The 16,047-nt window shown below is 65.9% G+C and carries 13 protein-coding genes; 4 read left to right on the top strand and 9 right to left on the bottom strand.

From position 1 onward, the window contains the following. Genes CH273_RS23075 through pdhA form a run of 4 tightly spaced genes read right to left on the bottom strand, consistent with a single transcriptional unit; the run spans nucleotide 1 to nucleotide 5,598 of the window. Nucleotides 1–2,148 (bottom strand): thiamine pyrophosphate-dependent enzyme, encoded by a 2,148-nt coding sequence (locus tag CH273_RS23075; protein WP_032397598.1) that lies wholly within the window; start codon nucleotides 2,146–2,148, stop codon nucleotides 1–3. Between the two features lie 37 nt (nucleotides 2,149–2,185). Then, nucleotides 2,186–3,475 (bottom strand): dihydrolipoamide acetyltransferase family protein, encoded by a 1,290-nt coding sequence (locus tag CH273_RS23070; protein WP_032397599.1) that lies wholly within the window; start codon nucleotides 3,473–3,475, stop codon nucleotides 2,186–2,188. A 48-nt stretch (nucleotides 3,476–3,523) separates the two neighbouring features. Continuing rightward, nucleotides 3,524–4,519, bottom strand: coding sequence for an alpha-ketoacid dehydrogenase subunit beta (locus tag CH273_RS23065; RefSeq protein ID WP_032397600.1), 996 nt, complete (start codon nucleotides 4,517–4,519; stop codon nucleotides 3,524–3,526). Beyond that, nucleotides 4,516–5,598, bottom strand: coding sequence for a pyruvate dehydrogenase (acetyl-transferring) E1 component subunit alpha (gene pdhA, locus CH273_RS23060; protein WP_032397601.1), 1,083 nt, complete (start codon nucleotides 5,596–5,598; stop codon nucleotides 4,516–4,518). Before pdhA ends, CH273_RS23065 begins: the two co-directional genes overlap by 4 nt. A 134-nt stretch (nucleotides 5,599–5,732) precedes the next feature. Between pdhA and CH273_RS23055 the strand changes: the two genes are divergently transcribed. Both CH273_RS23055 and CH273_RS23050 read left to right on the top strand, forming a co-directional pair. Continuing rightward, entirely contained in the window at nucleotides 5,733–6,212 is a 480-nt protein-coding gene (locus CH273_RS23055) for an Lrp/AsnC family transcriptional regulator (RefSeq protein WP_032397602.1), read from the top strand. Between the two features lie 168 nt (nucleotides 6,213–6,380). Further along, nucleotides 6,381–7,496 carry a Glu/Leu/Phe/Val family dehydrogenase gene (locus tag CH273_RS23050; protein WP_032397603.1) on the top strand — a complete coding sequence of 372 codons (1,116 nt, stop codon included), beginning with the start codon at nucleotides 6,381–6,383 and terminating at the stop codon, nucleotides 7,494–7,496. Between the two features lie 88 nt (nucleotides 7,497–7,584). On the opposite strand, the gene CH273_RS23045 is transcribed toward CH273_RS23050, so the two are convergent. After that, on the bottom strand, nucleotides 7,585–9,036 hold the full coding sequence (locus CH273_RS23045) for an NAD-dependent succinate-semialdehyde dehydrogenase (RefSeq protein WP_032397604.1): 1,452 nt from the start codon (nucleotides 9,034–9,036) through the stop codon (nucleotides 7,585–7,587). Nucleotide 9,037: 1 nt separating this feature from the next. After that, nucleotides 9,038–10,402 (bottom strand): 4-aminobutyrate--2-oxoglutarate transaminase, encoded by a 1,365-nt coding sequence (gene gabT / locus CH273_RS23040; RefSeq protein ID WP_032397605.1) that lies wholly within the window; start codon nucleotides 10,400–10,402, stop codon nucleotides 9,038–9,040. Between the two features lie 130 nt (nucleotides 10,403–10,532). Here gabT and CH273_RS23035 point away from each other — a divergent pair, with 130 nt between their 5' ends. Continuing rightward, nucleotides 10,533–12,029, top strand: a complete 1,497-nt coding sequence (locus CH273_RS23035) for a PucR family transcriptional regulator (protein WP_032397606.1) — start codon at nucleotides 10,533–10,535, stop codon at nucleotides 12,027–12,029. Nucleotides 12,030–12,057: 28 nt separating this feature from the next. Then, nucleotides 12,058–12,768, top strand: a complete 711-nt coding sequence (locus CH273_RS23030) for a YoaK family protein (protein ID WP_032397607.1) — start codon at nucleotides 12,058–12,060, stop codon at nucleotides 12,766–12,768. A gap of 5 nt (nucleotides 12,769–12,773) precedes the next feature. On the opposite strand, the gene CH273_RS23025 is transcribed toward CH273_RS23030, so the two are convergent. From CH273_RS23025 to CH273_RS23015, 3 genes are read right to left on the bottom strand one after another with little or no spacing between them, the layout of a single operon-like run. Further along, the gene (locus CH273_RS23025; protein ID WP_032397608.1) at nucleotides 12,774–14,459 is read right to left on the bottom strand and encodes a flavin monoamine oxidase family protein; all 1,686 of its coding nucleotides are present in this window, start codon (nucleotides 14,457–14,459) and stop codon (nucleotides 12,774–12,776) included. Beyond that, nucleotides 14,456–15,307, bottom strand: coding sequence for a carbon-nitrogen hydrolase family protein (locus tag CH273_RS23020; RefSeq protein ID WP_032397609.1), 852 nt, complete (start codon nucleotides 15,305–15,307; stop codon nucleotides 14,456–14,458). The genes CH273_RS23025 and CH273_RS23020 overlap by 4 nt, the downstream gene beginning before the upstream one ends. Next, complete coding sequence (locus tag CH273_RS23015) at nucleotides 15,304–15,936, bottom strand: helix-turn-helix domain-containing protein (protein ID WP_032397610.1); 633 nt, start codon at nucleotides 15,934–15,936, stop codon at nucleotides 15,304–15,306. The genes CH273_RS23020 and CH273_RS23015 overlap by 4 nt, the downstream gene beginning before the upstream one ends. Nucleotides 15,937–16,047: the final 111 nt, after the last annotated feature.

Here is a 16,047-nt window from a genome sequence, read left to right as displayed (position 1 = left end):
TCAATCCGATTCGACCATCTCCAACGCCGCAGAGACGATCTCGTCTTCCGACAGGAGGACGAGATCGGCTGCGGCGCCCAGCGGTACGAACGAATTCTTGCTCGCCACTCGGCGGACCGTACCCGCGTAGCCACCCTCGACGAGAGCCGTCACGACGCCTTCTCCCACTCCCCCGTCGTGTCGGGTCTCGTCCGCGATCAACACGCGATCGAAGCCGTCGAGCCGGCGCAGAAGGTCGTCGACCGGCAGCGGAACGATCCAGCGCAGATCGACGATCGTCGCGCCGATCCCGCGCTCACGCAACCTCGATGCCGCACGCCTGCTCATCACCACCCCGTTACCGAAGGTGACGATGGCCAGATCGTCACCGTCCGAATGGATTGCGGTGGTGGCGAACTCGGCGGACGCGTCGTCGGCGCACCGCAACTCTCCGTCGCCGTCGTCCAGATCGACGCGGTGGTACAGCGCTATCGGCTCCAGAAAGACGCAGACCCGTCCCTCCTCCACGGCCAGCGCGACACACGTCCGCAGCAGCGCGGCGGCCTCGGCCGCGGAACTCGGAACCGCCACGACGATGCCCGGAACATCACGCAGAACCGCTACCGCGTTGTCGTTGTGAAAGTGCCCGCCGAAACCGCGCTGATACGCCAGACCGGCGATGCGCACGACCATCCCGTTGCTGAACTGCGAATCGGAGAAGAACTCGAGCGACGCGGCCTCACCGCGCAGCTGATCCTCGGCATTGTGCAGGTACGCCAGATACTGAATCTCGGGTATCGGGACGAATCCTGCGAGCGCAGCACCGAGGGCGGTGCCGAGCACCGTCTGCTCGTCGAGAAGCGTGTCGAAAACCCTTGCTGCGCCGTACTTCTTGCGCAAACCCTTCGTGACTCCGTAGACGCCGCCCTTGACGGCCACGTCCTCCCCGAACACCAGGACCTCCGGCCGCGCCGCCATGATGTCGGTGAGCGTCCTGTTGATCATGGCGGCGAGCGTCAGCCGCGGCCCGCCCGGTGCCGGTCGCAGGCTCTGCTCGGTTGCGGCCACCGCGATCGGTCTCCGTTCGGTGAGCGGAGCCATCACCGCCTCGGCGGTGGCCAGGCGCGACGACGCCCCGGACCGCAGCGACTCGACCATCGCCTCGGCCTCGCTCATCACGGTCTCGCGCATTGCCTCGTAGCGGCCCTCGACGTCGGCTGCCGAGAGCACACCGGCCCCGATCAGCGCACGTGCGCAGGCGAGCAACGGATCTCGTGCATAGTCGCCGACGATGTCCGCATTGGTGCGGTACGCAAGCTCGGCGTCGGATCCGGCGTGGCCCATCAACCGCACCGTCTCGAGATGCACCATCACCGGCCGACGCCCCGACCGCACCGCGGCGACAGCGGCGTCCACGGTTCGCATCAGCGCGACCGGGTCGGTCCCGTCGGCTCGCACATACTCGATCGACGGAAATCGGCTGAGCGACCGCTCGATCCAGCCCCGCGGTGACCGGGTACTGATTCCGATGCCGTTGTCCTCGCAGACGAGGAGGATCGGCATCGGAATCGACTGGTGGGCACAGTACGCAGCCGAATTGAGCGCACCCACCGTCGTCGAATGATTGGCGGAGGCATCGCCGAAGCTGCACACCACGATGGCGTCCTCGGGCCATGGCGTTCGGTGGCGCAGCGCCTTCGCTCGCCCCAGCGCGAATGCCAGACCGACCGCGCGCGGGACCTGCGACCCGATGGTGGACGTCTGCGGCACGATGCCCAGATCGGGGTGCCCGAACACCTTGTGCCGCCCGCCGGAGATGGGGTCGCGGGTGGAAGCGACCAAGCCGGCCAGCACGTCGTGGATCGGATTCGACCCCGAATGCTGTTGTGCGCGTGCGGCATGGAAGCCGCCGGAGCGGTAGTGCAGCAGAGCCGGGTCGGTGACCGTCGTCGCGGCACCGACCGCTGCATTCGACTCGTGCCCGGACGATCCGATGGTGTAGTAGCCGAAGCCCGTCGATTGCAACCAGCGGGCTGCGAAGTCCAGGTGCCGACTGGCGAGCTGCGCATCGAAGTACCTCAGCACACGATCCGGATCGGCGAGCTCCGGCCCGCTCGTCGCCGCGTCCCGAATCCGGTCCAGGAAATGCGCGTCGATCGCTTCCGCCACGCAAGCCCCTTTTCTTCATACGGTACGAGCCGGGAAATCAGCCCAGCGCGATCATATCCACCGGGCTGCTCAGCAACCGGCCGACGAGCGCGAGAAACTGCGATCCTTGCTGCCCGTCGACGAGGCGATGGTCGAACGAGAGCGACAGTGTCGTCACCGACCGTAGTGCGATCTCGCCTTCGTGCTCCCACGGCATGCGGCGAATCGAGCCGAAACAGAGGATGGCAGCCTCGCCGGGGTTGAGGATCGGCGTACCGGCGTCGACTCCGAACACCCCGACGTTGGTGATGGTGATCGTGCCGTCGGCGAGATCGGCCGGACTGCTCTTGCCTTCCTTGGCCGTCCGCGTCAGATCCGACAGTGCGCGGGCGATGTCCACCAGAGACTTCTCGTGAGCGTCCTTGATGTTCGGCACCATCAACCCGCGCGGAGTTGCGGCGGCGATACCGAGGTTGACGTAATGCTTGGTCACTATCTCCTGACTCGTCTCGTCCCACGAGGAGTTGAGCGACGGATTCGATTTGAGCGCAACGAGAACCGCCTTGGCGACCAGAGCCAGCGGGGTCAGACGAACGTCGGCGAAGTGAGCGGACGCACGGAGGGAGTCCAGCAGAGTGAGAGTTTCGGTGACGTCGACGGTGACGAACTCGGTGACGTGCGGAGCGGTGAACGCGCTGCGCACCATCGCCTCCGCCGTGTGCTTGCGCACTCCCTTGATCGGTGTGCGCTCCTCGCGACCGACCCGTTCCGCTGTCCGCTCCTCGACCGGGTTGTCACCCGCGAGGTAGGTGTCGATGTCCTCACGGGTGACGTCGCCGCGGTCTCCGGTGGCCGGCACCTCGGCGAGGTCGACGGCGTTGTCCTTGGCAATCTTTCGCACCGGCGGTGCAGCCAGCGGTTTCCCGTTCTGGCCATTCGGTGTCGGGGTAGCGGGTGCGCCACCTCGGCCGCCGCGTCGACTGGAGCCTTCCTTCGCCACGCCGTAGCCGACGAGAACCGGAACGCGCTCGTCCCCGTCTTCGGCCGGAACCGTCACGTCCACATCGGGAGCGGCGGGCTCCGGCTCGGTGTCGGCGTCGTCGCCACCGACCCTGATGTCGATGATCGGCACCCCGACCTCGACGGTGTCACCCTCCGCCACGTGAAGGGCGGCAACGACGCCGGCGAACGGTGAGGGAAGTTCGACGGCGGCCTTGGCCGTTTCGACCTCGGCGATGTTCTGATTCAGCTCGATGGTGTCACCGACGGCGACGAGCCAGGTCAGCAGATCGGCTTCGGTGAGTCCTTCCCCGAGGTCGGGCAACGGAAAGCTCTTGATGGTGGGCATCGTCGAATCCTGTTCGGTACGTATCGGCGGCGGTCGGTGAGCGCGAGGTCAGTGCGAGCGGCAGCGGTCGACTGCGTCGAGAATCCGGTCGACATCGGGAAGGAAGAATCGCTCCAGTTTCGATGCCGGGTACGGAGTGCCGAAGCCACCGACGCGCAACACCGGCGCCTCGAGGTTGTAGAAGCACCGTTCGGAGATTCGAGCTGCGATCTCCGAACCGAGTCCCATGAACACCGGTGCCTCATGGGTGACGACGAGACGCCCGGTCTTGCGTACCGAGGCCTCGATGGTCTCGAAGTCGATGGGCGAGAGCGAGCGGAGATCGATGACCTCGATCGACACTCCCTCGTGGGCAGCGACTTCGGCGGCCTTGCGTGCGGTGGCGACGAGTGGTCCGTACGCGATCAGGGTGACGTCGGTGCCTTCGGTGACCACCCGTGCCCGATGCAGCGGGTACGACGCGTCGGCATCGAGGTCGATGGGGCTCTTCTCCCAGTACCGACGCTTCGGCTCGAAGAACAACACCGGATCGTCGCTCGCGATGGCCTGCTGAATCATCGAGTAGCCGTCGGCGGCGTTGCTGCAGGTGACCACGCGAAGACCCGCGGTCTGCGCGAAGTATCCTTCGGGAGACTCCGAATGATGCTCCACGGCACCGATTCCGCCGCCGTAGGGCACCCGGATGGTCATCGGAATCTTGACGTTGCCACTGGTGCGGTAGTGCAACTTCGCCACCTGCGAGACGATCTGGTCGAACGCCGGATAGATGAAACCGTCGAACTGAATCTCGCACACTGGCCGAAAGCCTCGCATCGCGAGGCCGACGGCGGTGCCGATGATCCCCGATTCCGCCAGCGGCATGTCGAGTACTCGACCGGGACCGAAGTCCTTCTGCAGGCCGTCGGTGATGCGGAAGACACCGCCGAGCTTGCCGATGTCCTCGCCCATCAGCAGGACCTTCGGGTCGTTCTCCATCGCTCGTCGCAGACCCGCATTGATGGCCTTGCCCAACGGGAGACTGGTGGGCCGTTCCAGGGTGGTCATGACGTAGCTCCTTCGAATCCGGCCTGGTACGAGGCGAATTGGGCGCGCTCGTCGTCGAGTAGGGGGTGGGGATCGGCGTAGACGTTGTCGAACACCGACATCGCGGTCGGCTCGACGGTTTCGAGGCAGCCGCGGCGAAGCTCGGCTGCGACCTCGTCGGCGGTGCGCTTCACCGAGGCGGCGAATGCGTCGTCGAACACGCCGATTCGCCTGAGCAACTTCTCGATTCGATCGATCGGATCCTTGGCGCGCCATTCGTCGTCGGTGGCACCCGAGCGGTACCGCGTCGGATCGTCGGAGGTGGTGTGCGGGCCCATGCGGTAGGTGACGGCCTCGATGAGCGTCGGGCCGCTACCTTCGCGGGCGCGGGCGAGCGCTGCCCTGGTGACGGCCAGGACGGCGAGAACGTCGTTGCCGTCGACGCGCACCGACGGGATGCCGTATCCCTCACCGCGAGCGGCGATCGTGGCCTTCGTCTGCACCGTGACAGGTTCGGAGATGGCCCACTGGTTGTTCTGGCAGAAGAACACCACCGGTGCGTGGAAACTCGCGGCGAAGCCGAGTGCCTCGGAAATATCGCCCTGGCTGGTCGCGCCGTCGCCGAAGTAGGTGATGGCAGCGCCCTCGGCCCCCTCGAGTTGCATACCGATGGCGTACCCGGTGGCGTGCAGGCCCTGAGATCCGACGATGATGGCCGGCGTCGTCATGCGGTATTCGTACGGGTCCCAGCCGGAGAGGGTCGATCCGCGCCAGAAGCGCAGCATCTGCGTCGGGTCGACGCCCCGGCAATAGGCGACCCCGTGCTCGCGGTAGCTGGCGAACACGAAGTCCTCGGTGTCGAGAGCGCGGGCCGAACCGACCTGCGCCGCTTCCTGACCGAGCAGCGGTGCCCACAACCCCAGTTCGCCCTGTCGCTGCAGTGCGGTCGCCTCGGTGTCGATGCGGCGAACGACCACGAGATCTCGGTACAAGTCCATCATCGCGGCCGTGTCGATGTCGGCGACCAGCGGCGAGTAGGTCTCGTTGCGGACCACCGTCCCAGATTCCTTTATCAGCTGTACCAGCGAGGTGGTAGTCATGATCGTCGCACTCTCCGTCGTGATGTGATGTCCTTCACAAGAACACCACCGACATCCACCCTGCACAAGTGATGACTTCACAACTGCGCAGTGTGCACAATATTGGGTAACGACCGAGCGACAGGAAGTGCGCAATGACCGATCTGGACAAGACCGACGCCCGACTCCTCCTCGCCCTCTGCGCCAAACCGCGCGCCACCGGCGTCGAACTCGCCACCACGTTGGGGCTGTCCCGCAACACCGTGCAGGCGCGCCTCGGCCGTTGGGACGACAAGGGATCGCTCACGCCCATCGATCACCGCATCCCACCGAAGTCGTTGGGACGCCCGTTGCAGGCGTTCGTGACCGCGCAGGTCAACCAACACACGCTCGCCGCAGTGACCCAACACCTTCGCACCATCCCGGAAGTGCTCGAAGTGTTCGGGCTGTCCGGGGCCGCGGACATGCACATCCGCATCGCGGCCGTCGATGCCGACGACCTGTACCGCATCGCAGGTCTCATTCTGGACATCCCCGGGGTGGAGCGCACCAACATGTCCATCGCGATGAGCGAGCTGATCCAGTACCGCACCAAGCCGTTGCTCGAGCAACTCGCCGAGGACGGTCGTCGCTGAGCAGCCCGACCATCCCGGCGCGGGCGATTCGGGATGCACCGTGCAACATGCACATTCTCGGCAACAGCGGTTGACCAGCGTGCACGTTCACGACACCCTTCGGGGACACGAATTCCGGATACCACCCATTTCCGGTACCGCCGCCTCATCACCCGAAAGAGACCGCCTGTGTCCGTCGTTGCCGACCACCCCGCCGCATCGAGCACCTCGTCCGATTCCTTCCCCGCCGCAACCGGCGTCTTCGATCGTCCCGACATGCCGCGCGACTGCGCACACGAACGCGTCGTGTTCTGCCAGGACCCCGACACCGGTCTGCGCGCGATCATCGCGGTCCACTCCACGGTCCTCGGTCCGGCTCTCGGTGGAACTCGCTTCTACCCTTACGTTTCCGAGCAGGAAGCGTTGACCGACGTGCTGCGCCTCTCCCGCGGAATGACGTACAAGGCGGCCGTCGCAGGAGTCGATCTCGGCGGCGGAAAGGCAGTGATCATCGGCAACCCCAACGCCATCAAGACCCCGACGCTACTGGGCGCGTACGGCCGATTCGTCGAGTCGCTCGGCGGAACCTACGTCACCGCGGGCGATGTGGGCACCAACAGCGACGATCTCGACATCATCGCCGAGGAGACGGCGCACGTCGTCGGCAAGAACACCACCGCCGGCGGCACCGGCGACAGCGGCCCCCAGACTGCGCTCGGAGTCTTTCTCTCGCTCCTGGCCGCAGCCGAATCCACATGGGGCTCGGACGATCTGACCGGCAAGCGTGTCGGCGTCGAGGGCGCGGGCAAGGTGGGCTACAACCTCGTCTCACTGCTTCGCGAAGCCGGTGCCGAGGTGGTCGTCAGCGACTCCTATCCGCCTGCCCTCGATCGCATCGTCGCCGACTTCCCCGGTGTCACCGTGGGATCCGACATCATCGGTGCCGACATCGACGTCTATGCGCCGTGCGCCATGGGTGCCACTCTCGACGCGTCCTCGGTGGCCCGGTTGTCGGCGTCCATCGTCTGCGGCGCGGCCAACAATCAACTGCTCACACCCGACGTCGAAGCGATGCTGGCTGCCCGCGGAATCGTCTGGGTACCCGACTACCTCGCCAACGCCGGCGGTCTGATCCAGGTGGAAGGCGAACTGCGCGGCAAGGATTCGGCTCAGGTGATGGCCACGATCGGCAAGATCCGCGACACCGTCACGGGTATCTTCGCCATCGCCCGCGCCGAGGGCATCCTGCTCGGGGCAGCGGCCGATCGTCTGGCCGAGGATCGAATCGCGGCCGCCCAGGGCTGAGAACAGGCCGGCACGTATCGCTCCACTCCAGGCTCGAAGTCACGTACTTCCGTGTGCCCGAGCGTGGAGTGGAGCGAAACGTGCGGCTCTACCGTAGAGCGATGTACTTGGTCTCGAGGTATTCCTCGATGCCCTCCGACCCGCCCTCGCGGCCGAAGCCCGATTCCTTGACGCCACCGAACGGGGCGGCCGCGTCGGAGATCGCACCGCGGTTGACCCCGACCATGCCGGTGTCCAGTGCTGCCGACACCCGCAGTGCTCGGTCGAGGCTCTCGGTGTAGAAGTAGGCCACCAACCCGTACCGGGTGTCGTTGGCTGCGGCGACGGCCTCGTCCTCGGTGTCGAATCCGATGATTGCCGCGACGGGCCCGAAGATCTCGTCCTTCAACAGATTCGCGTCGGCCGGGATTCGGTCGAGCACCGTCGGCGCGTAGAAGAATCCGGGTCCCTCGGGTGCGGCTCCGCCGGTGCGCACTCGGGCTCCCTTCGCCACGGCGTCGTCGACCAGTGCGGTGACCGTTCGACGCTGCTTGTCGTTGATGAGCGGCCCGATGTCGGTACCGTCCGCATCACCGGGACCGACGGTCAGCGCGTCGATCCGTGCGGTCAGCTTGGCGGTGAATTCCTCGCGCACCGAGTTGGCGACGTACAGACGATTCGCTGCCGTGCACGCCTCGCCGCCGTTGCGCATCTTGGCCAGCATCGCTCCGTCGACAGCGGCGTCGACGTCTGCGTCGTCGAACACGATGAACGGGGCATTGCCACCGAGCTCCATCGACGTCCTCAACAGACGGTCAGCAGCGTTGCGCACCAACAGTTTTCCCACTCCGGTGGAACCGGTGAACGTGATCTTTCGCAGCCTCGGATCGTCCATCAACGGTCCGGTGACGGACGCGGCGTCGGAGGCCGGGAGTATCGACAGCACGCCACGGGGCAACCCGGCGTCGGCGAACACCTGCCCGAGCAGAAGCATCGTCAGCGGGGTGTCCTCGGCCGGTTTGACGATGACGGTGCACCCCGCCGCCAGCGCCGGCCCGATCTTGCGTGTGCCCATGGCCAACGGGAAGTTCCACGGGGTGATCGCCAGGACCGGACCGACCGGCGACTTGGTGACCAGGATCGAACCGTTGCCCGCAGGAGCGGGGGTGAACCGGCCGCCGATCCGGACGGCCTCCTCACCGAACCAGCGTAGGAATTCGCTGCCGTACTTCACCTCGCCGTGGCTCTCCGCCAACGACTTTCCCATTTCGAGTGTCATCAGCAGAGCGAAGTCGGCAGCACGCTCCTGCAGCAGATCGAAGGCGCGCCGCAGAACCTCGGCTCGCACACGAGCGGGCGTCGCCGCCCACCCCGGCTGCGCCTCGGCGGCAAGGTCGAGCGCGGTGATGCCATCGGCCGCGGTGGCGTCGGCGACGGTGGTCAACTCCTCGCCGGTCGCCGGGTTCAGCACCGAGAATCGCGCGCCCGACGCAGAGGGAGTCTGCACGCCGCCGAGCCACAGTTCGGTGGGCAGCTTGGAGATCAGGTCGGTAGCCGACATGTCAGTTCTCCTGTGCCACAGCGCGCAGCGCGTCTTCGAGCACGGTGAGCGCTTCACCGAGCAGCTCGTCGGAGATCACCAGTGGCGGCAGCAACCGGATGACGTTGCCGTAGGTGCCGCACGTCAGCACGATCACCCCGGCCGCGAGTGCCGCCGCCACAACGGCTTTGGTGGCCTCGGGGTTGGGCTCACGTCCACCCGGCACGACGAGCTCGATCGCGAGCATGGCTCCGCGGCCACGCACCTCACCGATGATGCCGACCTCGGCACTCAACGCATTCAGTCGATCGAACACGATTCGTTCGATGTCGCGGGCTCGGGCGTTGAGGTTCAGTGTCTCCATCTGTTCGATGGACGCCAGGGCCGCGGCGCAGGCGACGGGGTTTCCGCCGTAGGTTCCACCGAGTCCACCGGGATGCACGGCGTCGATCAGATCGGCACGGCCGGTGACCGCGGCCAGCGGCATTCCTCCTGCTATCCCCTTCGCCATGGTGATCAGGTCCGGCACGACGGACTCGTGTTCGCTCGCGAACCATGCGCCGGTGCGGGTGAATCCGGCCTGTACCTCGTCGGCGATGAACACCACGCCGTTCTCGCGTGCCCAGTCCGCCAGTGCAGGCAGGAATCCTTCTGCGGGCACGATGAAGCCGCCCTCACCCTGAATGGGTTCGATCAGGATCGCGGCCAGATTGCCCGCGCCGATCTGCTTGTCGATGACGGAGATCGCTCGCGCCGCCGCCTGGGCACCGGTGACCGTGGAACCGTCGGAGTTCAGGCCCTCCCTGAACGGGTAGGACATCGGCGCCCGATAGACCTCGGGGGCGAACGGCCCGAACCCGCTCTTGTACGGCATCGACTTGGAGGTCAGCGCCATCGTCAGATTGGTACGACCGTGGTAGGCGTGGTCGAACACGACGACGGCCGACCGCCCGGTGGCGTGCCGTGCGATCTTCACGGCGTTCTCGACTGCCTCGGCACCACTGTTGAACAGCACGCTGCGTTTGTCGTGATCCCCCGGCGTCAACTCGGCGAGCTTCTCGGCGACCTCGATGTACCCCTCGTACGGCGCGATCATGAAACACGTGTGGGTGAAGTGTGCGACCTGATCCTGCACTGCAGCAACGACTGCCGGGTTCGAGGCACCGACTGTCGTCACTGCGATTCCGGCCCCGAGGTCGATCAGCGAGTTCCCGTCGACATCGACCACGACGCCACCGTCGGCATCGGCCACGTACACCGGCAGCGTCGACGCCACGCCTGCACCGACGACGGCCTTGCGGCGCTGCGCCAACGCCGCCGACTTCGGACCGGGGAAGGCTGTGACGATCTTGCGTTCCTGCGGAAGTCGGTACTCGATCGAGGCCATGGTCGCACCTTTCGTGTGGGCTTGTGCAGTCAGTATGCGACTCTCCGAGCGAGACAGCGCGACGCCATTTCGTACACATCAGGGCTGGATCACACTCCATTTCGGCAGGCACAGCGCTACAGTTCCACAGGTGAGCGTGCAGATGTCCTGGCTGCTGAGGCAGCAACACCTCCGCCTGAGTCATCGCGGCGGACCGGAGCGCAGCACTGTGCCGATCACGTTCGCGCAGGCGACCGAGCTCACCGATCCGAGCCCCTGGCTGTCCGGCGGTGAACTGATTCTCACGACCGGGCTCGGCTTCGACGCCGACGGCCCGGCTCTCGCCACCTACGTCCGGACCCTGGCGGCCGCGGGTGTCGCCTGCCTCGGATTCGGAGTCGGGTTGTCCCACAGCACGATCCCGCGTCACATTCTCGACACGGCCGAGGCCGTCGGCCTTCCCGTCGTCGAGGTCCCGTACGACACCCCGTTCGCCGCCGTGATCAGGGCGGTCATGAAGCGCATAGCCGAGCAGGAATACGAGCAGGTTCTTCGTGCGGCCTCGGTCCAGACCCGTATCACTCGGGCAGCGTTGCACGGCGGCGTCGACGCGATCGTTCGCGAACTGGCCGTCGCCACGTCCACGTCGGTGGCGCTGATCGGCAATCGCACCGAATCGTTTCATCCCGCCGCCGCAGCCGATCTCGTCGAGCGCGCCCGCGAGGTCGCCCGCAGCATTCGCCCGTCGTCGTCACCGGCCACGGTCTCGGTCAGCGAACCGGGGTGCACCGTCACTCTGCACTCCGTCGCGATCTCCGGCGGGACGTCGAGCTTTCTCGCCATCCGTACCGCAGGCCCGGTGACGGGTGTCGAGCAGATCCTGCTGGGGCACGCGGTGTCGCTGGTGACCCTCGAGCTCGAGAAGCCCACACGTCTGCGCGCCGAACAGTCCCGACTCAATACGCTCGCGCTCGGGTTGTTACTGGACGGCCATCTGCCTGCCCCCGACGGCACCGCGCTACCGAGTTACCTCGTGGACGCGGCCGACGACGACTCTCGCGTCAGGGTTGCGATGGTCCGCGGACCCACCGAGCGCGTCGTCGAGGCGGTCGATGCCGAGTGCCGGGCCCGGGCGCGGCCCACGTTCGCGCGCACGACCGACGCCGGTGTCGCGGTGTTGTTGCGCGGTAGCGATGACTCCGATGTCGTTGCTCGACTGCTCGATTCACTGCCGAGGTCGGTGTGCGTCGGCCTCAGTTCCAGCCGTCACATCTCCGAGACCCCTGTTGCTCTGCAGCAGGCTTCGCTCGCGTGCGCCGCAGCCGGCGCGAGCGATCGGATCGTCGAGTTCACCGGATCGATGCTGTTGGCGTCCGAACCGGTGCAGGAGTCGTTGCGTGCCATGGCTGCAGTCACCATCGCGGTACTGGCCGAGTACGACCGCACCCATTCCGCCGATCTGGTGGGATCGCTTCGGGCGTTCCTCGAGGCGAACGGGCATTGGGAAACCGCTGCGGCGCATCTGTCCGTTCATCGTCACACGCTGCGAAACCGCATCACGCGGTGCGAGGAACTGCTCGCGGTGGATCTGACGTCGGCGCGGGTACGAGCCGAACTGTTGCTCTCACTGCTTGCCTCGACAACGTGAATATCGGCGATCGTGTCAGGATCTCCCGATGACCACGCCTCGTCCCGAACCCCACATCGCCGTCGCAACTGCGAAATCGGTCCGACTCGGTGTTCTGTTGGCGGCAGTCGGTGGATTCCTCGACGCGTACACCTTCATCACCCGTGGCGGGGTGTTCGCCGGGGCGCAGACAGGCAACGTGGTGCTGCTCGGCGTCGATGTCGCCGGTGGCCGGTGGGTCGAGGCGCTGGCTTTTCTGCCGCCGTTGGCTGCCTTCGTCCTGGGCGTTGCGACCGCAGAGTTCATCGCGCTGCCCGCGGTTGCGAAGATCGTGCGACGACCGGTACGGGCGGTGCTGGTGTTCGAGATCCTCGTGGTCCTCGTCGTCGGTTTTCTGCCGACGACCGTGCCCGATGCGGTGGTCGCGGTGATTCTCGCTCACGTTGCCGGCGTGCAGGTGACCACCTTTCGCGTACTGGTGGATTCGCCGTACAACACCACCATGACGACCGGGAATCTTCGCAGCATGGCGATGGCCGCATTCCATCGGGTGGTCGAACACGATCTGGAGGCCGGAACCCGCGCCCGACGGTTCGGCGCGGTGATCTCGGGATTCTTCGGCGGGGCGCTGCTCGGGGCGGTTGCGGTCGAGCTGTTCGGGCTACGGGCGATCTGGGTGGTTGCCCTCATGCTGACGATCGCCCTGGCATTGTTCGTGTTCGACGAGCGCTCTCCCCGGCCGCGATCGCCGAAACACTGAGCGACCTAGTCACCCAATCGAAGTGGTGCGATGGCATCGAAGACGTCGCCCGGTCCCGGATTGCCCTCTGCCGACTTTCCTCCCAGATGATGCACGACGCCCCACACCGCATTCAGCGCGGTATGAATGGCACCCTCGGCCCACCCCGCCGTCCACGAGATGTCGTCGCCGGCAAGGAAGATTCCTCGATGTCGCGGGTCGAGTCGGTGTTGCACGAAGTGCGTGAACAGCCTCTCCTGGTAGCGGTAGTGACCGGGCAGGTTGGCTTTGAAGGCACCCATGAAGTCGCGTTCGGTTTCCCAGGACAGCGTGACCGGCGTGGAGATGATGTGACTGCGGAAATCGACGCCGGGATAGATCTCCTCGAGCGAGCGCAGCATGATGTTCATTCGCTCGGTCGGGTCCAGGGCCAGCAGCTTGAGCGAATCGTCGGACCACGTGTAGGACAGGCAGATCAACCCAGGCCTGCCCTCCCCTTGGTCGAGTAGGTAGGTGCCACGGCTCATCCGGTCGGTCAGCGTCATGCTGACCACATCGCGGCCGGTGACCGGATCCTTGTCCTTCCAGAAGGGCCGGTCGACGAGTGCGAACACCTTGGTCGACCCCATGTAGTGGGTGCGTTCGATGGCGGTCCAGTGGTCGATGGGAAACAGATCGTCGTCACACCTGATGTTGCTGAGCAGCATCCAGCTCTGGGCGGTCACGACGGCGGCCGCGTAGGTACGAATGTTGCCGCGGTCGTCGTGGATCGTGGTGCCGCCGTCGGTACGTCTGATCTCGGTGACACGCGACATCGTGGTGCCGCCGTTCAGCGATGCCACCGACGTTTCCGCGGGCCAGTGCGCCATGTTCGCCGGCGAATCGGTCCACAGCCGCATCGGCAGTTGCTGTGAGCCGCCGACGATTCCGCGGTGCGAGTCGTCCGCCGCCGTGATGACGACTCGAAGGATCTCGAGGATCGAGTTGGGGTAGTCGGTGTCCCACCCGCCCGTTCCGAAACCGACCTGGCCGAACAGCTCTCGCATCCGAAACGACGAGAAGTGTTCGGATGCAGCGAGAAATCCGTAGAAGGTCTGATCGTCGAACTTCACGATCAGCTCGTTCCAGATGCGCTTGATCTCGGCAACGTCGCGCCTGCGGATGGCCCGCTGCAGTGGGATCAGTTCGGCGTGTTCCTCCAGCGTCCGGTTCCACGCGTCGGCGACCTCGGCGAACACCGGCGGTAGATCCTCGAGCTTCTGGGCGTAATGGCTCTCGCCCTTGAGGTCGATCACCGTACTGGGGGTCGCTTCTGCCAACGGGTTCGGAAACGGCGTCGTCTCCAGCCCGACTGCGTCGAGGTAGTGGAACAGTGCCGTCGACGACGGCGGAAACCGCATCGCACCCATCTCGGCCACCACACCCGGGTGCCCCTCGAACGGCACCGACCGCATCCGGCCGCCGATTCGATCCGATTCGTACACAACGGGTTCCAGGCCGAGCCTGAGCAACTCGCGCGCGACGACCATACCCGCGAGTCCGCCCCCGATCACCGCGACCTTCGTACCGAGGGCAGCGTCGGGAACGCTCCCGAGGCCGGCCGGGTGCGCCAGATAGTCGTCGTAGGCGAACGGGAAATCAGGACCGAACATCGTGAGCGGTTGGTCGTCCTCGGATTCGATCGCGCTGTCCGGGGTGACGGGTGTGGTCATCGGTCGGTCTCCTGCTCGGACCGCGAGGGTCCTGTCGGGTCGAGAACTGTCCGGTACAGATCGTGGCGACGATCGTCCAGGTGAGTGTTGACGGCGCGAGATCGACGGAGTTCGGCCGGATCCAGATCTACCGTCAGAAGCTGTTCGTGCGCGCCTGCCCGCGCGAGGTCGGTGCCACTCGGCGCGACGGCGCAGGTCAGACCGCAGTACGTCAGACTCGCTTCCGTGCCGCAGCGATTGACGTAGGTGACGAACAGTTGACTCTCGTACGCGCGCGTCGGAACGACCTGGGTTGCGATGTTCTCGAACGGGGTCATCAGGCCGGTCGGGACGATCAACCACTGCGTTCCGGCGTCGGCGTGGGCGCGAACGGTTTCCGGGAATTCGACGTCGTAGCAGGTGAGCAAACCGCAGCGCAGTCCGCCGAAGTCGAACTGCACCAACAGTTCCGACCCGGGAGTGAAGTGCGCGCGATCGAGCTCACCGAACAGGTGGGTCTTGCGGTAGCGCGCCACCGACCGTCCCGATGCATCGACCACCTGCACCGCATTGAACACCACCTCGCCACCGAGCGTCGATCGACTGCGTTCGGGATACCCGTAGACGATTGCGACGCAGTGGGATCGAGCGATCGTCGACACCCTCTCGAAGATCGGTCCGTCGAACGGTTCGGCTCGTTCGAGCACGAGATCACCGATGTCGTAGCCACTGACCGACATCTCCGGGGTCACCAGGATCGACGCGCCTGCCGAGGCCGCACGCCTCGCGGCATCGTCGAGTGCGGCGAGGTTCGCGTCGACATCGCCGGCAAGTTCCGGCCCTTGGTACAGCGACACGGTGACGGTCATGCCTGCAACTCCTGTTTCCTCATCGGCAACTCCTCGGGCAGCGCGGGCGCCAACACCCACAGGACCCGAGCACCGTCCTTGCCTTCGGCTCGAAAACTGTGCCTGCGACGCGGCGAGAAGGTGAACGCATCTCCCGGACCGAGCAGCACCTCGTCACCGGCGAACGTACCGTCCGCTTCGGCCTCGAAGGTCACCCGCAACTCGCCCGTGATCACGTGCACGAACGTCACGTCGAGCGGAAGTGTGTACGCCTCGGCTCCGCTGCCGCCACCGGCGTCGATGTGACCCAGCAGCACCTGCACCCGGCGCTCCCCCACCGGCGTCAGTAGGTATTCGGTCATCGCTTCCCCGCCGAACATGATGCGCGGCAACGACTGCGCACGGACCACCTCACCGGACGGCACGTCGTCGAACAGCGATCCGACCGGAAGCTCCAAGGCGGCGCAGACTCGAACCAGGGACGCCACCGACGCATTGACCTGGTCGCGTTCGAGCTTGGACAGATATCCCTTGGTGACTCCACAGGCGTCGGCGAGTGCGTCGAGAGTCAGGCGCTTCTTCTGCCGAGCCTCCTTGAGCCGCGCACCGATACGCGGCGTATCGCCGACGACCGACGTAGCAAGGGACACTGCTTTCGCCTCTCAGGAAACTTGTGTTGACAAGATCGAGCATCAGAGTAACGCTTGCCGGGCGAACTGGTCGACCCAACAGTCACCGGACTGATGACAATTCGGAAGGAA

The organism is Rhodococcus sp. 05-339-2 (genome assembly GCF_002258965.1).
Classification (GTDB): domain Bacteria; phylum Actinomycetota; class Actinomycetes; order Mycobacteriales; family Mycobacteriaceae; genus Rhodococcoides.
The sequence above is the reverse complement of the archived record's forward strand: the minus strand, read 5'-3'. Positions and strand labels throughout refer to the sequence as shown.